The sequence below is a fragment of the Labilithrix luteola genome (assembly GCF_001263205.1).
In the GTDB taxonomy this organism is placed as follows: Bacteria; Myxococcota_A; Polyangia; order Polyangiales; family Polyangiaceae; genus Labilithrix; species Labilithrix luteola.
In genome coordinates, this window is record NZ_CP012333.1 from 4356168 (window position 1) to 4374220 (window position 18053).

The following is an 18053-nucleotide window of genomic DNA, read 5'->3' on the forward strand; positions in this document are numbered from 1 at the left end:
ACTTTCGGAGGCGCCCCTCTTCTTTCACAGTTCGGAGGGGAGCGTCGTTCCACAGCGCACGGCCGCGCTGCGGATAGTTCTCGGAGGCGCGGACAGTTCTCAGAGGTGCGGACAGTTTTCGGAGGCGCCCCTGGTTCGCCACAGAGCACGCACGAGCGAGACGAGCGCAGCGAGTCGAGCGAGAGAAGACCAAGGACGCGCGCGGCAAGACGGCCGCTGCGGCATGGGAAATTGCGGCACTTCGTCGACTCTTGACACCCAAAAGCCCAGCGATCTGAGCTCCGGTGGAGAGTGACCGCGCTGTAGCGCTCCGATTACGAAGGCACGACAAGGACTTACCGACCGTCTGCGAACCTGCATGCGCACATCACGCATTTCACAGGCGGTTTACAAGGAATAAAGGCGATGTATTCCATTGGGTTACCTACATTCGAAACAATGGACATGACGGCGGCGATTCGAGGGTGCTACCTCCATCGTTCCCGTCACGACGGGTGGTCGGCGATGAGCGCTTCGACTTCGGTAACTTCGCGTCCGTGAGGTTGTATCCCTCTGCGTCTTCTTGGCCCGTCAGTTTGGCCCCTGATTTCGAATCATCTTGGAATCTTGGTCCTGATCTTGTCCGGAACTCGAGTCGCGGTTTACGATCTCATTGAAACGGAGCCCTCATCCACGATCGACCGTCCTTAGTAGCAACAGTTACGACGGGCTTTTGTTCGGGTAAACGCGTTGATTGTCGCTCCTGTCGGGAGGGCGGGGGTTCCCGGCCTATTCGTCGGGATGTCGGCGGGGGAATTTTTGTCCTGAGTACTGGCCACCAGCCCTCATAGCGGGGGTTGGCTGAGTGGCATTGGGATGGAGTTCGGTAAGAGCCGGGCCCTATTTCCCGAGATGCCATGGGTCTGCTCGCGGACTCTCCACAGGTTGTGGACAACTTGTGGGTTCAGTCTGGTCGTCTTCGCTGGAACGGATGGAGATGCAGCACGACACGCTCTGGAACGAAGCCGTTGCCTTCACGCGAGCCAAATCACCGGCAAGCTTCGAGCAGTGGTTTTCGGGCGTTCAGTTTGATGGGATGACCGACGGCATCGTCAGCTTGCGAGCGCGCGACGAGTTCGTGCGCGAGTGGGTTGACCAGCATTTTCTTCCGACGTTGGTCGACTACCTGCGCAGCCAGACGGGCTGGAGCGTGCAGGTGGCGTGGAGCGTCGGTGGACATCTCGAGCGCCCTGTGGCGTTCGGCGTTCCGGTTTCGCCGGTGCGCCCGCGCGCGCTCGTGCCCGACAGCCGTCGTTTCTCCCAAGGCCCGGCTACGTACAACGGCAGCAACGGCAGCAACGGCTCGGACATGCGCGATGACACGCGCCTCGACGCGGCCGCGAACTACGCGCGCGCTTATGGCGTGGGTGACGAGTCGCACGAGGGGGAGGAATTCCAAAGCCCCGCTTCGCGTCGTCCGCCTCCTCGCATGGAGAGCCGGCCCGAGAAGCTCGAGAAGCCGGTGACGCCGCCGCCGCTCGAGGGCCTGAACCCGAAATACACCTTCGGCAATTTTGTCGTTGGTCCGTCGAATCAGCTCGCGCACGCGGCGGCGATTGCGGCCGCCGGTGGTGGCGGTCCTCGTCACAACCCGCTCTTCCTCTGTGGCGGCACCGGACTCGGCAAGACCCACCTCGTTCACGCCGTCGCGCATCGCGTCCGTGAAGAGCGTCCGAGCTCGCGCATCCTCTACGTGTCGGCAGAGAAGTTCGTGAACGAGTTCGTCCAGTCCCTCCAGGAAGGACGGATGAACGAGTTCCGCAGCCGCTACCGCGACCGCTGCGATCTCCTCCTCGTCGACGACATCCAGTTCCTCGCTTCGAAGACGCAGACGCAGGAAGAGTTCTTCCACGCGTTCAACGCGCTTCACCAGGGCGACAAGCAGATCATCGTCACGAGCGACAAGTACCCCCAGCAGCTCGAACGCATGGAGGAGCGCCTCGTCTCGCGCTTCTCGTGGGGTCTCGTGGCCGACATCCAGGGCCCCGAGCTCGAGACGCGCGTCGCCATCCTTCGCAAGAAGGCGCAGATGGAGCAGATCGAGCTCGAAGGCGAGGTCGTTCTCTACCTCGCGCAGACGATCCGCTCGAACGTCCGCGAGCTCGAAGGCACGCTCATTCGCCTCGCGGCGAAATCGTCGCTTCTCGGTCGCCAGATCGATCTCGACTTCGCGCGCCAGGAGCTCGCCGCCACGGCCGGTCCGCGCGCGAGCGAAGCAGGCGTCGACGACATTCAGCGCGTCGTTTGCCACCACTTCAAGCTCCGCACGAACGACCTTCTCTCGAAGGATCGCCACAAGAGCATCGCCTTCGCGCGTCACGTGGCGATGTACCTGTGCAAGCAGCGCCTGAAGTGCAGCTTCCCCGAGCTCGGTCGCGCCTTCGGCAACCGTGACCACACCACGGTCATGAGCGCCGTTCGCAAGGTCGAACACCTGCGCGCGAGCGATCCGGAAGTGCGCGCTCATCTCGAGGCGCTCGAGCGCAAGCTCGGCACGAACGACTGACGCGCGATCGAGCTTGAGCGTTCGAGCGCTCTCGAGCACCGAACCGTTTGCTCCCGTCGTCTTTTCGCCGATTTCCTTCGCAGCGCTGCGTTGCTCCTCCTCAAATTGGCAGGAGCAGTTATCGTCGGAGCGCCTTGCGCTGCTCGGAACTCGGCGAAAATACTCGGTCCGCAAACTGTTCGGCGCTCTAGCCGGTTTTTTCCGGGGCGCTGGCGAGTGCCGCGTGATCGGTCATGATCCGCGGCAGATAGATCGCGAAGGTGGTGCCGTGGCCGACGTCGCTGTCGACCACGATGTGCCCTTGCGCCTGTTGGACCGCGCCGAAGACCACGGCGAGGCCGAGGCCCGTGCCCTTCTCCGCCTCTTTCGTCGTGAAGAACGGCTCGAAGATGTGCGGAACGAGCTCGGGCGGAATCCCCCGGCCGTTGTCGACCACCGCGATGCACACGTAGGAGCCCGGCCGGGCGTCGGGGTTCTTGGCCGTGTCACGTTCGTCGAGCGTCACGGCGTGCACGCCAATGCGCACGTCGCCACCACGAGGCATGGCGTCACGCGCGTTGACGACGAGGTTGACCAGCACTTGCTCGAGCTGCGGAGCGTCGGCCCATACGCGACCGCTCGTGTCTTCGACGTCGGTCAGCACCTTGATCGAGTCGCCGGCAAGACGTTGGAGGAGAGGATGCAGCTTCTCGATGAGGTGGGGCACGTCGATGGCCGACGGCTGGAAGGGTGACTTGCGACTGAACGCGAGCAACTGACGCGTGAGCGTTGCGCTCTTGGCGGCCGCGCCTTCGATCTCGACCGCGAGCTCGCGTCTTGGATCGTCGGCGGGCAGCTGCTCCGCGAGCAGAGCGGCCGACGCGACGATGACGCTCAGGTAGTTGTTGAAGTCGTGCGCGACGCCGCCGGCGAGGAGGCCGAGGGCCTCCATCTTTTGAGTCTGGCGCAGCTGGGCTTCGAGCATTCGCCGATGGGTGACGTCCGAGAGAGCGGCAATCACGCGAATGACCTTGCCTCGACTCCAGTAGCGGAGCGCCGAGGCACTCACGCGCCGATAGCCACCGTCGGGACGTGCAAGTCGAAACTCGATTTCGAGGGAGTCGTTCGGTCCGTCGACGAACTCGCGTAGCGAGTTGTAGAGCCACTCGCGTTCGTCGGGATGAACGAGATGGGCGTAGTCGCCGAAGTGGCCGCTCAGCTCGGTCTCGTGGCCAACGAAGTGAGCGAGCTGTTCGGACCAGGCGACGCGATCGCTAGCGACGTCCCACTCCCAGACGCCCATTTCGGCCGCCGTCAGAGCGAGCCTCAGTCGCTCTTGGCTCTTTCGAAGGTCGTCTTCGGCGGAGCGCCGATCGAGCTCGACGGAGAGCATGTCGCTCGCGGAGCCGAGGAGGATCTTCTCCTCCGGAAGGAAGGCCTCCGTCCCTTCTTCACCGTGAGGCATCGACGAATACGAGACTTCGAGGGCGACGCGCTTGCCGTTTGGCGTGGTGAACTTCACGTCCAGGCTTAGCGGGCTGTCCACGAAACCTGGCGTCGTATACACGGTGCCGTCGAACACGATGCGCGCACCGGCGCGGCTCGGATCGCGGAACGCCGGTGGAAGGAGCAGGACGAGTTGCGGGAGCAACTCGGCGAGCGGTTGCTGCGTGCGGCTGAGTACGTTCGCCCATCGATGCAGGGCCCTTAGCTCCTTGAGGCGTTCGCCGAGCGCCGAGAACAGCTTGCTCGACTGCTCTCGATTCGTTCGAGCCTCGGTGACGTCCTCGACCATGGCGACGAGGACGTCGCCTGCCTTCGTCGTCACGCGTGAAACCGTGAGGCGTGCCCAGACGGTGCCGCCGTCTTTTCGGATGAAGCGCTTCTCGATGCGGTACTCGCGCAGGCCGCCGGCGACCATTTCGCGAAAGAGCTCGAGGTCCCGTTCGCGATCGTCGGGGTGCGTGTATTCGGCGAAGCGCAGTCTCGTGAGCTCTTCTTGCGAATAGCCGAGCAAGCGCGAGAGCGCCGGATTCGCACGGATGACGTGCCCCGTCTGGCCGACGAACGCGATCCCCAGAGCCGAGCCATCGAACATCGCTCGAAGGAGTGCATCTCCTCCGAGCGGATCGTCGGTCACATCGTTCACGGGGACCAATGTAGTTCACGTCGCGAATCGCGCGCCGAGAACCCCCGATGTGCCGAGCTGCTCGAGCGGATCGACCTCGAGCAGAGCTCGTTTACGGCCCGTCAGTGCGCGCCAGCGACGGGACCGCCCTTGGCCTTCTTGAGAAACAAGAGCAGAACCAGACAACCGAGGAACACGGCAGTCGCAGACTTGAATCCGTCTTGGAAGGACAGGACCATCGCCTGAATCTTCACTTTGACCGCAAGCACGCTCTCGGGAACGAGCTCACTGCTCGAGGTCATCGTGCCGAGCGATCCGCGAATGGAGCCGATGGTCTCCTGGACGATCGGATTGTAGGGATTCACCGACTCGGCCAGGTAGCTGCCGTGGATCTTGGAGCCACGGTCGATGAGCGAGCCCATCCACGCCGTGCCGATCGAGCCGCCGAGCTCGCGCGTGAGATTGAAGAGACCTGTCGCGTTGCCGCGCTTTTCGGCCGAGATGTCCGAGAGGGCGATCACGCTGATCGGAATGAAGACGAACGCGAGCGAGACCGAGCGCACGAACATCGACTGGACGAGGTCGCCTTCGCCCGCCTGATCCGTGAGGTGAGCGTTCATCCAAAGGCTCGTGGCGACGCCCGCGATGCCGATCAACAGGAGCGCGCGCTGGTCGACCTTGCCGCCGAACTTCCCGACGAGCGGCATGAGGATGATCTGCGAGGCGCCCGAGAGGAGGAATACGCGGCCGATGTCGAGCGCCGCGTAGTGCAGGACCGAGCCGCAATAGAGGGCGAAGAGGAAGTTGCCCGAGAAGAGCGCGAGGCCCATCAGTAGGTTGATTCCCGTTCCCGCCGCGTAGGTGCGATTCAGGAACACGCGCAGATCGACGACCGGGTGCGGCGTCTCGAGCTCGTGGACGATGAACGTGACGAGCGCCGTGATCGCGATCGCGAAGAGCACCGTGATGTGCGTGCTCTCGAACCAGCTCTCGCGATTGCCCTCTTCGAGGACGTATTGCAGGCACGCCATTCCGACGGCGAGCAGCGAGATGCCGAAAGCGTCGATGGGCGCCTTGGAGGGCTTGAATCCGGGCTCCTCGATGAAGCGCAGCGCCAGGACCACGGCGAGGACGCCGAGCGGCACGTTGACGAGGAAGCACCAGTGCCACGTCGACCAGTCGATGAGGTAGCCGCCGACGGTCGGGCCGAGCAGAGGCCCGGTGACGGCGCCGAGACCGAAGAGACCACCGGCCATGCCGTGCTGCTCTTTCGGATATCGCGCGAAGAGGATGGTCTGCGCGGTCGGAATGATGGCGCCGCCGCCGAGGCCTTGGAGCGCTCGGAACATGACGAGCGACGTCAGATTCCAAGACAGACCGCAGAGTGCGCTCGCGACCGTGAAGATGAAGATCGACGCGGCGAAGTAGCGTCGGAAGCCGAAGCGCCGCTGGAACCAGCCGGTCATCGGGATGACGACGATGTTCGCCATCATGTAGCCCGTCGAGACCCAGCCGATCTGATCGACGGGCGTGCCGAAGCTGGCGCGAATGTCGTTCAGCGCAACGTTGACGATGGTGATGTCGACGAGCGCCATGAGCGCCGCGACCATGACGACGAACGTGATCCCGGCCTTGTTGCCGGAGACCAGTCCTCCACCCTGCTCGACTTTTTCGGCCACAGCGCCCTCCTCGACCTGAATTTCAGTGGCCGGTGAGAACGGTCACGTAGGTGCTCATGCCAGGGCGCAGCGTCAGCTCCGCCGGCTTCTGGTCGATGTGGATGAGCACCGGGATGCGCTGCACGACCTTGGTGAAGTTGCCCGACGCGTTGTCCGGCGGAAGAAGTGAGAAGCGCGCGCCCGAACCGCCCGAGAGGCTGTCGACGTGGCCGGTGAGCTCCTTGCGGCCGAACGCGTCGACCGTGAGCTTCACCTTCTGACCGTCGCGGATGTCCGAGATCTGGTCTTCCTTGAAGTTCGCGACGACCCAGACGTCGTCGAGCGCCGTGATGGCCATGAGCGGGCGCGCCGGGTCGACGGTTTGACCCACCTCGACCGTCCTGCGCGACACGACGCCGGCGACCTGCGCCTTCACCTGCGTGTACGACAAATTGAGCTGCGCCTGCTCGACGGCGGCGTCGGCCTGGGCAACGCGCGCACGGGCGACGGCCACGTTCGCACGGGCCGCTTCGATCTGCTCCGGTCCGGCCTGGGCGGCGACGAGTCGACCCTGCGCGGTCTCGATACCACCGGCGGCGTTGGTCACGCCGACGACCGCACTCTGCTGGCGCGCGCGCGCCTGTGTGACGGCCGCTACGGCTTGATCATAGAGGGCCTGCTTCGCGTCGAGGTCCGCCTGGGCCACGGAGCCGTCGGCGCGCAGCTTCTCCGAGCGGTGGAACTCGATCTCGGCGAGTACCTTGCGCGACTCGGCCGCTTCGACGTCGGCCTTCGCCTGGTCGATGCCGGCGCGCGAGGAACCTGCCATCGCGGAAGCCTGGGTTACACCACCCTTGGCTTGCTGGAGGTTCGCGGTGACGTTCTTCTCCGTCAGGGCGAGCTGCGTCTCCATCGCGGTGAGGTTCGCCTTGGCAGAGAGCAGATCGGCCTGCACGGTGTCGAGCTTCACCTTCGCGTCGCGGTCGTCGATCTCGACGAGCACGTCACCCACTTGGACGCGCTGGTTGTCCTTCACGTTGACCTTCATGACCTGGCCCGGAATGCGGGCAGCCACGTTGGCGACGTGCGCTTCGACGAAGGCGTCGTCCGTCGACTCTTTTCCGCGGCCGGCGAGCCAGAACCCGCCGCCGACGGTGGCTGCGGCGAGAACGAGACCGCCCAGCACGAACGGCGCACGCGGCTTCCCCTTCGGCTTGTGTCCGGTTGCCGCCTCGGTGGACTCCTCCGACTCCGTGCGGGCCTCGAGCTCGTCGCTCGGCCCGGCCGGCGGCAAACCCTTCTTTTCACGCTCCGTACGGGCCATCACTGCTGTGCTCATCCCCATTCCTCTACGCAATTCGATGATCGAAAAGCTCGCCTCGACAGTTCGGGATTCCCGAATAGTCTGTACGGCTGACCGAACAGTCCGGTCGTCGCAACGTCCGAAGTTCCAGGCCGCACTTCAGGCCCGCTGAGCCCCCATGGATCTCAACGATGTCGCCGTTTTCGTACGGGTTGCTCGCGAGAAGAGCTTCACTCGTGCTGCGACCGCGCTCGGGCTTCCCAAGTCCACGGTGAGCGAGCGCGTCGCCCGCCTCGAAGCTCAGCTAGGGGTTCGCCTCCTCGATCGGACGACCCGCTCGCTCCGCCTCACGGACGCGGGCGCCCAGTATTTCGCCCGGGTCGACGAGCTGATGACCGACCTCGAGGATGCGGAGACGGCGGTCACGAGCGCACATAAAGCACCTCGCGGGGTCTTGCGGGTGGGCTCGCCCCTATTGTTCGCCCAGGCGTTCCTCGCCGAGTTCATTCCGCAGTACCTCGAGCAGTTTCCGGACGTCGAGGTCGAGCTCATCCTCGGTGACCGCGGTTTCGATCTGATCGAGGAAGGCCTCGACCTCGCGATTCACGTCGTCGGTCCGATCGAACCGAGCATGATCGTGCGCAAGCTCGGCATGGGCGAGCGCATCTCCGTCGCGAGCCCCTCGTACGTCGCCGCACGTGGCGAGCCGGCGAAGCCATCTGACTTGCTCCAACATGCGTGCCTCGTACCCGGGACGTCGCGCAAGATCTGTTGGACCTTCACACGCGGTGAGCAATCCGAGAACGTATCGGTCTCTGCGCGCTACGCCGTATCCTCGGTCGAGCTCGTGTATCGAGCGGCGCTTCGTGGGCTCGGCATCTCCGTGCTTCCGGCGTTCTTGTGCCACGACGCGATCCACGAGGGACGGCTTGTGCGTGTCCTTCCGGATTGGTCTGCGGGCGAGAACACGATCCAGATCGTGTTCGCGAGCAGCCGGCACATCTCGGCACGTGCGCGTGCCTTTGCCGACTTGCTCGTGGAAGCGTCGGCGGAGGTGCTTCGTGACCTTCCTCGCTTCGGACGAGTCGCGACACAACGTCACTGACGAACGGTCCGACGAACGACCAGCGCGACAGCTCGACGCGGCTGTCTGCGGCGCGATCGTTCGTATTTTGATTTCGTTTGGAGGTTTGCCAATTACTCGATAGCGCTCGAATCGAGAAGGCATCATCGTTTGCAATCTGCCTGGCGAGGTTCGCATGCTCCTTCGATTCATCTCGAAGCGCCCTTGGATCAAACCTGCGGTGGGCGTCTCGCTCGGTGTACTCGTCGCGGCCGCGTGCGCGCACGAGAAGCCGTCGAACGTGCCGTCGGGCGGTGGGCCTGCGGCGCAAGGCGGCGCACCGTCGTCGACGGGGGAAGTTTCGGACGCCGCCGCGGCTTCGTTCTCGATGGCGCACGTGCCGAAGGATCTGCCGATTGGCGTTTCGCCGACGCTCTACGCCCTCTCGGTCTCGCCCGCGAACGTTCCCACGCCCGACAAGGTTGCGCTCGGCGACAAGCTCTTCGATGACAAGCGTCTCAGTGTCGATGGCACCGTCTCGTGCGCGACCTGCCACGAACCGAAACGTGGATTCGTCGATCACAAGGTGACGAGCGAAGGCGTCGGAAAGCAGCGGGGACAACGCAACGCGCCCACGATTCTGAATGCCATGTTCGGCGAAACCCAGTTTTGGGACGGCCGCGCGCCCACACTCGAAGAGCAGGCAAAACTGCCCATTCTGAATCCGATCGAAATGGGGCAGAAGTCGCCGGCGGACGTCGTCGCCAAGCTCCGCGGGATTCCCGAGTACGTCGACGCGTTCCAGACGGTCTTCGGTCGTGAAGTGAACTACGACGACCTCGCGAGCGCGATTGCCGCCTTCGAGAGGACGCTCTATTCGGGCGACGCACCGTTCGATCGCTACATTCAAGGCGAGGAGAAAGCCATCGACGCTTCGGCCAGACGAGGCTGGGCACTCTTCAACGGCAAGGGCCGCTGCAACTCCTGCCACGCCGGAAACGCCATTTCACCGCTCTTCAGTGATCAGAAGTTCCACAACATCGGTATCGCCGCGCACAAACAGAACTTCCCCGAGCTCGCGCGCGAAGCGATGGGGATCGTCCAGCTCGGCAACGAAAAGCAGATCGACGAGCTCGCTCTCGAGACCAAGTTCTCCGAGCTCGGACGCTTTCTCGTCACCAAACAGGTGAGCGACGTGGGCGGGTTCAAGACGCCCACGCTGCGCAACATCGCCGTGACCGCGCCCTACATGCACGACGGCTCGCTCGCCACGCTGTGGGACGTCATGGATCACTACAACAAGGGCGGCATTCCCAACCCCTTCCTCGATGGTGGCATGCAGCGTCTCGGGCTCATCGAGGCGGAGATCGACGATCTCGTGAAGTTCATGACGACCCTCACGAGCGAGAAGTTCGCGGCGCTCGGGAGGGCCGAGATGGCCAAGCAGACCGCGCTCAAGGGAACACGCCCGCAGAGGGACACCGCCGTGGCCATGGGCAAGAAGGGGGACCTCGGCGACATCGCTCCCGACCCCGACCTCAAGGTGAAGAACCCTGCCGACATCGGTGCGTTCGGCGTCTACGTGGACGGAGGTCGATGATGGCCATCAAAGGCGTCAAGAGCGTCGAGACCAAGTACATGGAGGAGCGCGATGCGTTCTTCCGCGCACTGAAGGGCGTCTCGCGACGCGACTTCATGAAGCTCGCCGCGGCCTCGGCTGGCGTTGCAGCCTCGAAAGGCCTCGTGACTCCCCACTCGTTCCAGCTCGTCGAGGTCGCTCACGCCGCCGACCAGCCGGCTGACGCGCCGAAGTTCACGTTCGCGTACATCTCGGATACGCATCTCTACAAGCGTGCGCTCAACGACCGCTTCGTGCGCGCCATCATCAAGGCGGTCGACGACGTCAATGCGCTCAACCCACAGCCCGACTTCGTCATCTTCGGCGGAGACCTCGCGCAACTCGGTCAGAAGGAGGAGCTCGAGCTCGGCGCGCAGATTCTGAAGAACGTCAAAGCACCGGTGAAGATGATGGTCGGGGAACACGATTGGTTCCTCGACATGGGAGAGGCCTGGAAAGGCCTTTTCGGCGCGCCGACGTACTCGTTCGACCACAAAGGGGTCCACTTCGTCACGCTGATGAGCGTCGAAGAGAAGGACTTCTGGACCGAGCGCAAGATGACCCCGATGCAGCGCATGCAGACGGTGGCCGGGCTCGACAACTCCATCCAGTCACGATTCGAAGTCGGCTCGAGAGGGCGCGAGTGGTTGAAGAACGACCTGGCGAAGATCGACGCGAAGACGCCGGTCATCGTGTTCTCTCATTCGCCCCTCTACAAGTATTACTACAATTGGAACTTCTGGACGGACGACGCCGACGAGATCCAGCAGATCCTCTCGAAGTTCCACAACGTGTCCGTCATCCACGGTCACACGCATCAGCTGCTCACGAATCGAATCGGCAACATCTCGTTCCACGGGATGCTCTCGACGGCGTGGCCTTGGCCGTACGCACCCACGGGGTTGCCGAAGCTCACGGTGCAGATGAATCGGCCGGACCCTTTCAACAACTTCGACGGGTGCGGTACCGGGCGGATCGACGTGCTAACCTCGGGGATGGTCGACAAGATCTACTCGCTCTGGGATCGGCACCCGATCACCGTGAAGGCGACCTACCTCGCCTCGAACGGCGCCAAGGACGCGCCGCCCGCCACCAAGCTCGGTTCGTATTGAGGAGGCAACGCTCATGCGCATCCCCAGCAAAGTGGTCGCCGTTGCGCTCGTCCTAGGATTCGCCAGCGTTGCCGTCGCCGATGGCCCACGGCCAGCGCACGTCGTGCCCGCATCGCCCGACGGCGATCTCGTCGTTGCGCTCTGCGATGGCGAAACGTCGGCCGTGGTCAGAGGCGTCAAGCCCGGGCAGATCTTGTCTCGCGACCGCGCGCAGTCCGTCTCGGACGAGTTGATGAACGAGTGGAAGAAGAAGAACCCCGGCGCGGGCGCCGACTGGGACAAGGAAACGCTCGTGGCTCAGAACGTCAAACAGCCGTCGCCCACGTCGGCGCCACGACCTGCGGACTCGGCACAAGGCGGTGGCGCTGCGCTGATGCCTGCGGCGGGAGCAAGTGCTCAGCAGCCTCGCGTGCAAGGGGGCCACACGTACGGCGCATACACGACGCGTGACGAACAAATCTGGGCGGCTTCGACCAAGGCGTTCGTCGACAGCGGCGACAAGATCTTCCATGACCCGAAGGCGTTCGGCGGAACGATCGGCGTGTCGTGCGACATGTGCCATCCGAATGCCGCGAACACGCACCCCGAGACTTATCCGAAGTTCCAGGTCCAGCTCGGCAAGGTGGCGCTGCTCCGCGACATGATCAATTGGTGTATCGAGAATCCTGCGCGCGGAAAGCCGCTCGCCGACGACGATCCCCGCATGAAGGCCATGGAGTCGTACATCCTTGCCCAACGCAAGGGATACAAACTCGATTTTGGCAAACACTGATTGCCAAATGAATGATTCGCGGGAAGGAACGCCAGGCTCCTTTCCGCGAATCACGTTCATCGCCGTATCCACGTTCAGCGACGCGATTGGCGGGGCTTGTCGACCGCCGTCACGTTCGCGCGCTGGTCAGATCCCGATCTTCCAGGTGCTCGCGTCGGCGGCGTCGAATACTTCGATCCCGAGCTCCGTGAGCTCTTTGCGAAGGGCGTCGGCGCGTGCGAAGTCCTTGGCCGCACGTGCCTCACCGCGCTCGGTGACCTTCTTGTCGATCGCAGCTGCTTCGAGGCCGCGGATACGCAAGCGCTGCGCACGCGTGCGCGACCAGTACTCCTCGCTCGTCGACTGGAGCAGTCCGAGCGGCTCGCAAGTGGCCTGGAGAGCATGCACGGCTTTCGCCGCGAGCGAGCGCGCTGCCGCGTGCTTCGCCGGATCCTTCTTCAGCTTCGGGATCTGCATCACGATCTCGTTGGCCGCCTTGGCGACCTCGGCGAGGACCGAGAGCGCCTGCGGCGTGTTGAGATCGCGATCGAGCGTGGAGAGCACGCGCTCGGGGCCCTCGTTGACGATCTTCGCCTGGCCCTGGAGCACGTTCGAGTCGCCCGCTTGCTCGTCGCCGGCTGCAGCCTGAAGTGCGTCGCGTGTGGAGTACAAGTAATCGATACGTCGTTCGGCTTCGTCGACGCCGGGGAACACCACCCGCCCGTCGTCGCGCTTCTCGACGTCGAACGAGAGCGGTCCTCGGTAGTGGGTACCGAGATAGAGGTAGCGGAGCGCCTCGGGGTCGTTGCGATCGCGCACGTCCTTGATCGTCACGAAGTTTCCGAGCGACTTGCTCATCTTCTCCTTGTCGATCTCGAGGAAGCCATTGTGCATCCAGTACTTCGCGAACTCGGGCCCGTGGGCCGCCTCGCTCTGGGCGATCTCGTTCTCGTGGTGCGGGAAGACGAGATCCATGCCTCCGCAATGGATGTCGAGGTGCTCGCCGAGATGGCGCATGGCCATGGCCGAGCATTCGATGTGCCAGCCCGGGCGACCCTTGCCCCACGGGCTGTCCCAACCGAAGGCGTCGTCGCCAGCCGACTTCCAGAGCGCGAAGTCGAGCGGATCGCGCTTCACGTCGACGGCGCCGTCGCCGAGGCGCTCGCTCGCGCCCGAGCGGAGCTCGTCGATGTTGCGTCGTGAGAGCTTGCCGTACGGCGGGAAGCTGCGGACGGCGTAGTAGACGTCATTGCCGGAAGGCGTTTCGGCGACGTACGCGTTGCCTTTGTCGATCAGCTTCTGCACGAGCTCGATGATGTCGTCGATGCTCGTCGACACGCGCGGCTCGACGTCCGGCTTCATGCAACCGATGGCGGCGAGGTCCTGGTCGGCCAGGTCGCTCATGCGCTTCGAGAGGGCGAGGGGCTCCTCCCCACGCTCACGGGCACGGTTGACGATCTTGTCGTCGACGTCCGTGACGTTTCGGCAATAGGTGACCTTGTAGCTGCGGGCCCGCAGGAGGCGGTTCAGGACGTCGAACGTCGTGTATGCGCGGCCGTGGCCGGCATGTGCGAGGTCGTACGTGGTGATGCCGCAGACGTAGAGCTTGACCTCGCCCGGTGTGAGGGGAACGAAGTCCTCGACCTTCTGGGTGAGCGTGTTGTAGAGGCGGACCGGCATCGTGCATCACGGTATAGCGCCTTCGGCCCCGCCTTCGTGCTAACAAAAGCGGGCCAAAATGCCGTCGCGTCGACCCACCACGAGCCGCTTTGTGAGCCATGTGAGCTTCCTCGCGCGCGCGGGGGCGTCTTCGCGCTCATTTCGGCCGTTCTGGGCGTCTCGGGCTGTAGCAGCGCTCGCGGTCGGACGTTCGACGGGGGAGTCTACCGCGACGGTGCCATCGCTTTCCAGGTCGGCTCCGTGCCTTCCTCCTGGCGCCGGGTCACCGTGACCGACGCGGCCTTGGCGTTCCGCGACGACCCGAACGACGCCTCGATCCTGCTCAACGCACGCTGCGGGAAGGTCGACGACTCGACCCCGCTCGTTGCACTCACCAACCATCTCCTCATCGGCTCGACCGAGCGCGAGATCGGTTCGCAGGCCGTCGAGCCCTTCGACAACCGCGAGGCGCTCCACACGAAGATGCGCGCGAAGTGGGACGGCGTGCCGATGGCGCTCGATCTCTTCGTCTTGAAGAAAGACGGCTGCGTCTACGACTTCGTCTACACCGCGTCACCGGCTTCGTTCGAGGGCGGCGCGCCGGCATTCGAGCAGTTCGTCCGCGGCTTCCGCACGCTGCCCGGATCGGGAGTGGTCGACGGATGAGCGCGCTGACCAGCGGTGGAGGAGGTCGCGGAGGCCCGCAGGACGGTGAGCCGCCGCCGTCGTCGCGCGCGTCGCTTCCTGCGCCGCCTTCCCAGCCCTCGTTCATCCAGTATCACCGCGAACGAATCGAGAACCTCGTCCTGCATCTCGGCGAGGTCAGCCAGCTGACGATTCGGACGGCGTCATCGATCGCTCGCCGTCCGCTCGAGATCGAGTCCACGATGCAGCAGCTCGAGTCGCTCGGCGTGCGTTCGATGGGCATCGTTGCCGTGACGTCCCTCTTCATCGGGATGGTCATGACGATCCAGTTCGCCTTCGGCCTCCAGCGTTTCGGCGGCGTCGAATACATCCCGCGCGTCATCGTGCTCTCGTTCTGCCGCGAGCTCGCGCCCACCCTCACGGCGGTCATCGTCGGCGGACGTATTGGCAGCGGCATGGCCGCCGAGGTCGGCGCCATGAACGTGACCGAGCAGGTCGACGCGATTCGTGCGCTCGGCGCGGACCCTGCGAAGAAGCTCGTTCTGCCGCGCGTGCTCGCCGCCATCATCGTGATGCCGCTCTTGAGCACCTACGCGCTCGCCCTCGGCACCGCCGGCGCCGTCGTCATCTGCGCCACGCAATTCGACATCACGCCGAACCTGTTTTTGAGCTCGTCGCTCGAGGCGGTGAAGCTCGGCGATTTCTTCAGCGGGCTCGCGAAGACGCCTGTCTTCGGCTTCCTCATCGCGATCATCGGTTGCCATTTCGGCCTCGGCACACGGGGCGGCACCGAAGGCGTCGGCCTCTCGACCACCCGCACCGTCGTGGCCGTCTCCATCGCGATCCTGATCTCCGACTTCTTCCTGACCAAGTTCCTCTTCGTCTTCCAGTCGTCATGAGCGACGCGCAGAAGAGAGGTCTGGCCTTCGCGCTCGCGCTCAGTCCCGCGGTCGTGGTCGCTGGCCTCGCGCTCGATGCTCGCGTGCGTCGCGAGTCGGCCAAGGCCGAGCAGCCTTCCGTCGAAGCCGTCGCGCGTCGCCTGCCTACGAGTGATTTGGCGCTCTCGGGAGGAGCACGCTGGCTCCGCGCGCCTTCGCTCGAAGAGCCGGGCGCAGCGTTCGCCGATGGTCCTGCCGTTCCCGACCCGGATCCGGCCGGAGGCGCGATGGCACCGCCCGTGGCGGTATGGGAGCTCGAAGGGCACGGAGCGGCCGTGCGGGTGAATCGGCGATGAGAGGCTCGCTTCTCGCCTATTCGCTCTCGTCCCTCCTGAGGCGCAAGGCGCGCTCGCTCGCGCTCGGCGGAGGTCTCGTCTTCGCCGTCGGCCTCATCGCAGCGGTGGTGTTCCTGACGGAGTCCCTCCGCGCGGCTGCCGAGCGCGCGCACGCGGCGTACCCCGACATCGTCGTCCAGAAGCTCGTCGGCGGTCGCCCGACGACGATCCCGCAGAACGAAGCCGACAAGCTGGGCGACATCCCTTCGGTGCGCTCGGTCGCGCCGCGGATCTGGGGTTACGTCTTCGTGCCCGCATTGCAGGGCAACGTGACCATCGTCGGGACGGGCGAGGGGGCGTCGCCCATCTCGATGGGTAACGGGGTGCTCGCCGAAGGCCGCGATCTCCAGCGTGGTGCGCACGAGATGGTGGCCGGCACGGAGCTCGCGAAGTTTCTCGGCATGCTGCCTGGTGACGAGCTCGGTCTGCCCGGAGCGTCGCAAGACGCGCATGCGCTCAAGCTCGTCGGAACGTTCCGCTCCTCGCTCGATCTCTGGACGGCCGACGTGATCCTCGTCGACGACGCCGATGCCCGCGCTCTTCTCGGCGTGCCGGCGGGGGACGCGACGGATCTCGCCGTGGGGCTCGCGAATCCGCAAGAAGCGCGCGTGGTCGCTCGATCGATTACGGAGCGCATCCCTGGAGCACGTGTGATCGAGCGCGATCTGCTCACGCGCGTGTATCACCTCGCGTACGGACGACGGGCGGGCCTCGTGCTCGGAGCCACCATCCCGGCCATCCTCGCGCTCCTGGTGCTCGCGTGGGATCGCGCGAGCGGCGTCGGCCCCGAGGAGCGCAAAGAGATTGCCGTCCTCAAGGCCGTGGGCTGGTCCACGTCGGACGTCTTGTGGGCCAAGCTCTTCGAGTCGGTCCTGGTCGGTGCCAGTGCGACGGCGCTCGGCTTGCTGTTGGGCTATGCCTGGGTGTTCTGGTTGGGCGCGCCAGGGCTTCGTCCGGCTCTCGTAGGGTGGAGTGTGCTGTACCCGCGCGCACCGCTCGTTCCTGCGGTCGATCTCGCGCAGCTGCTAGGCATCGGTCTCGCCGTGCTCGGTCCGTTCGTGCTCGCGAGCATCGTGCCTGCGTGGCGCGCCGCGACCGCCGATCCTCTCGAGACGATGCGCGGTTGACCGCAGCGCGCGTGGTAGAGTGCAGGTGATGGACGACACGCGCGTCTTCACGCTCGAGGCGGTCAACGCCATGGTCCCGCGCCTCTCGGAGATCGTCGGCAAGCAGCTCGAGCGGAGGTCAGCCATCGAGTCGCTCCTCACCCAGCTCGGAAGGAAGCTCGGCGACGTTCCCGAGCGCCTCGTGCTCGATCCGAGCGACCCAGCCGACGTGCGCATGCTCAAGGAAGACCTCGTGGTTCGCATCGAGGAGTACCAAGCAAGCTGGAAGCAGATCGAAGCGATGGGCGCGGTGCTCAAGGATCCGCGTATCGGCTTGCTCGATTTCTACGGCACCGTGGACGGTCGCCTGGTCTGGCTCTGCTGGAAGTACCCCGAGCGCGAGGTCGCCTTCTACCACGGGCTCGAGGAAGGCTACGCGGGGCGCAAGCCGATCGGCGCGAGCTTGAAGCTTCGCCTGCTCAACTAGTTTGCCCTCGTCGACGGGGCCGACTTACGCGAAGAGCCGAGGGCTCAGCGAAAACGAACGTTCACTTTCGGCATCCCCCATAGCGGGACGGCACGATCGAATGACCGCCATTGATTGACGACCTGTACGGGATGCATTGCCCCGAAGGACACACGGTGGTCGCGACGTCGGGACTGCAGAGAACGAGCTGCTGGTCGTCGTAGAGAGAGCAGTCGTTCACCGGCGTACAATACGAGTCGACGATGCGGAGCGCGTTCGTGTTCTGGACGGGGGCGACGCGCGCACAGCACACGCCGCTGTCGAACGTGCAGGAAGCGCTGTCGCTGCACCGGAGGTCGGACTCGCCCGTGCCACATTGCGTGTCTAGCGGCACGCAGGCGCCGGACTGTCCGTCGGCGGCGATGCAGCACTTCTCGCCTTTGATGCACGACTTACCCAGGCACCAGAGCGTCCCGGGCTCCGCGCCGGTCGTGGCATCCGCATCGGTCGTGGCATCCGCATCGTCGGTTCGTGCGTCCTCGAGACCTCCGTCCGTCGACGCATCGTTGCTCGAGCTGTCCACGGGCAGCGACTCATTCGACTCGTTCGCTCCGAACGAGGAGCACGCGACGACGACCACCGACACCGCGACGAAGAGGAAAGACACGCGCATCAGGCCGACAGATAGCCCAGAGCGCCGCCGATGCGCTAGAGGGCGGCGTGTCGAGGAAGAATCATCGGCGGTCT

At 64.7% G+C, this 18053-nt stretch carries 15 protein-coding genes; 10 read left to right on the forward strand and 5 right to left on the reverse strand.

What is annotated here, in order from left to right; all coding sequences use genetic code 11:
• The first annotated feature begins 970 nt into the window (after window positions 1–970).
• Window positions 971–2545, forward strand: a complete 1575-nt coding sequence (dnaA, locus tag AKJ09_RS19405) for a chromosomal replication initiator protein DnaA (RefSeq protein WP_240488526.1) — start codon at window positions 971–973, stop codon at window positions 2543–2545.
• A gap of 187 nt (window positions 2546–2732) precedes the next feature.
• Here dnaA and AKJ09_RS19410 read toward each other — a convergent pair whose 3' ends face one another.
• The 3 genes from AKJ09_RS19410 to AKJ09_RS19420 all read right to left on the reverse strand — a co-directional run bounded on the left by AKJ09_RS19410 (window position 2733) and on the right by AKJ09_RS19420 (window position 7649).
• Window positions 2733–4673, reverse strand: a complete 1941-nt coding sequence (locus tag AKJ09_RS19410; RefSeq protein ID WP_146648689.1) for a two-component system sensor histidine kinase NtrB — start codon at window positions 4671–4673, stop codon at window positions 2733–2735.
• A gap of 101 nt (window positions 4674–4774) precedes the next feature.
• Window positions 4775–6331 (reverse strand): DHA2 family efflux MFS transporter permease subunit, encoded by a 1557-nt coding sequence (locus tag AKJ09_RS19415; RefSeq protein WP_240488527.1) that lies wholly within the window; start codon window positions 6329–6331, stop codon window positions 4775–4777.
• 22 nt (window positions 6332–6353) lie between these two features.
• Window positions 6354–7649, reverse strand: a complete 1296-nt coding sequence (locus tag AKJ09_RS19420) for an HlyD family secretion protein (protein ID WP_240488528.1) — start codon at window positions 7647–7649, stop codon at window positions 6354–6356.
• Between the two features lie 142 nt (window positions 7650–7791).
• Here AKJ09_RS19420 and AKJ09_RS19425 point away from each other — a divergent pair, with 142 nt between their 5' ends.
• The 4 genes from AKJ09_RS19425 to AKJ09_RS54905 all read left to right on the forward strand — a co-directional run bounded on the left by AKJ09_RS19425 (window position 7792) and on the right by AKJ09_RS54905 (window position 12178).
• Window positions 7792–8718, forward strand: a complete 927-nt coding sequence (locus AKJ09_RS19425; protein ID WP_146648690.1) for a LysR family transcriptional regulator — start codon at window positions 7792–7794, stop codon at window positions 8716–8718.
• A 154-nt stretch (window positions 8719–8872) separates the two neighbouring features.
• The gene (locus AKJ09_RS19430; RefSeq protein WP_240488529.1) at window positions 8873–10276 is read left to right on the forward strand and encodes a cytochrome-c peroxidase; all 1404 of its coding nucleotides are present in this window, start codon (window positions 8873–8875) and stop codon (window positions 10274–10276) included.
• Complete coding sequence (locus tag AKJ09_RS19435) at window positions 10273–11406, forward strand: metallophosphoesterase family protein (protein ID WP_275936635.1); 1134 nt, start codon at window positions 10273–10275, stop codon at window positions 11404–11406. The genes AKJ09_RS19430 and AKJ09_RS19435 overlap by 4 nt, the downstream gene beginning before the upstream one ends.
• A 13-nt stretch (window positions 11407–11419) precedes the next feature.
• Complete coding sequence (locus AKJ09_RS54905) at window positions 11420–12178, forward strand: cytochrome C (protein WP_240488530.1); 759 nt, start codon at window positions 11420–11422, stop codon at window positions 12176–12178.
• A 126-nt stretch (window positions 12179–12304) separates the two neighbouring features.
• Here AKJ09_RS54905 and cysS read toward each other — a convergent pair whose 3' ends face one another.
• On the reverse strand, window positions 12305–13837 hold the full coding sequence (gene cysS / locus AKJ09_RS19445; protein WP_146648691.1) for a cysteine--tRNA ligase: 1533 nt from the start codon (window positions 13835–13837) through the stop codon (window positions 12305–12307).
• 240 nt (window positions 13838–14077) lie between these two features.
• On the opposite strand from cysS, the gene AKJ09_RS19450 reads away from it, so the two are divergent.
• Genes AKJ09_RS19450 through AKJ09_RS19470 form a run of 5 tightly spaced genes read left to right on the forward strand, consistent with a single transcriptional unit; the run spans window position 14078 to window position 17327 of the window.
• A complete protein-coding gene (locus AKJ09_RS19450; RefSeq protein ID WP_146648692.1) occupies window positions 14078–14482 on the forward strand; it encodes a hypothetical protein in 405 nt (134 codons plus the stop codon).
• A complete protein-coding gene (locus AKJ09_RS19455) occupies window positions 14479–15360 on the forward strand; it encodes an MlaE family ABC transporter permease (protein ID WP_146648693.1) in 882 nt (293 codons plus the stop codon). Before AKJ09_RS19450 ends, AKJ09_RS19455 begins: the two co-directional genes overlap by 4 nt.
• Window positions 15357–15695 carry a hypothetical protein gene (locus AKJ09_RS19460; protein WP_146648694.1) on the forward strand — a complete coding sequence of 113 codons (339 nt, stop codon included), beginning with the start codon at window positions 15357–15359 and terminating at the stop codon, window positions 15693–15695. The genes AKJ09_RS19455 and AKJ09_RS19460 overlap by 4 nt, the downstream gene beginning before the upstream one ends.
• Complete coding sequence (locus AKJ09_RS19465) at window positions 15692–16861, forward strand: ABC transporter permease (RefSeq protein ID WP_169927671.1); 1170 nt, start codon at window positions 15692–15694, stop codon at window positions 16859–16861. Before AKJ09_RS19460 ends, AKJ09_RS19465 begins: the two co-directional genes overlap by 4 nt.
• 28 nt (window positions 16862–16889) lie before the next feature.
• Window positions 16890–17327 (forward strand): DUF2203 domain-containing protein, encoded by a 438-nt coding sequence (locus AKJ09_RS19470; RefSeq protein ID WP_146648696.1) that lies wholly within the window; start codon window positions 16890–16892, stop codon window positions 17325–17327.
• Between the two features lie 61 nt (window positions 17328–17388).
• Here AKJ09_RS19470 and AKJ09_RS19475 read toward each other — a convergent pair whose 3' ends face one another.
• Window positions 17389–17979, reverse strand: a complete 591-nt coding sequence (locus AKJ09_RS19475) for a hypothetical protein (protein WP_146648697.1) — start codon at window positions 17977–17979, stop codon at window positions 17389–17391.
• Window positions 17980–18053: the final 74 nt, after the last annotated feature.

Coding starts and splice junctions, on each gene's coding strand:
- AKJ09_RS19455 (WP_146648693.1), top strand. CDS start 14,479: ATGAGCGCGCTGACCAGCGGTGGAGGAGGTCGCGGAGGCCCGCAGGAC.
- AKJ09_RS54905 (WP_240488530.1), top strand. CDS start 11,420: ATGCGCATCCCCAGCAAAGTGGTCGCCGTTGCGCTCGTCCTAGGATTC.
- AKJ09_RS19465 (WP_169927671.1), top strand. CDS start 15,692: ATGAGAGGCTCGCTTCTCGCCTATTCGCTCTCGTCCCTCCTGAGGCGC.
- AKJ09_RS19470 (WP_146648696.1), top strand. CDS start 16,890: ATGGACGACACGCGCGTCTTCACGCTCGAGGCGGTCAACGCCATGGTC.
- AKJ09_RS19435 (WP_275936635.1), top strand. CDS start 10,273: ATGATGGCCATCAAAGGCGTCAAGAGCGTCGAGACCAAGTACATGGAG.
- AKJ09_RS19430 (WP_240488529.1), top strand. CDS start 8,873: ATGCTCCTTCGATTCATCTCGAAGCGCCCTTGGATCAAACCTGCGGTG.
- AKJ09_RS19425 (WP_146648690.1), top strand. CDS start 7,792: ATGGATCTCAACGATGTCGCCGTTTTCGTACGGGTTGCTCGCGAGAAG.
- cysS (WP_146648691.1), bottom strand. CDS start 13,837: ATGCCGGTCCGCCTCTACAACACGCTCACCCAGAAGGTCGAGGACTTC.
- AKJ09_RS19475 (WP_146648697.1), bottom strand. CDS start 17,979: ATGCGCGTGTCTTTCCTCTTCGTCGCGGTGTCGGTGGTCGTCGTCGCG.
- dnaA (WP_240488526.1), top strand. CDS start 971: ATGGAGATGCAGCACGACACGCTCTGGAACGAAGCCGTTGCCTTCACG.
- AKJ09_RS19460 (WP_146648694.1), top strand. CDS start 15,357: ATGAGCGACGCGCAGAAGAGAGGTCTGGCCTTCGCGCTCGCGCTCAGT.
- AKJ09_RS19420 (WP_240488528.1), bottom strand. CDS start 7,649: ATGAGCACAGCAGTGATGGCCCGTACGGAGCGTGAAAAGAAGGGTTTG.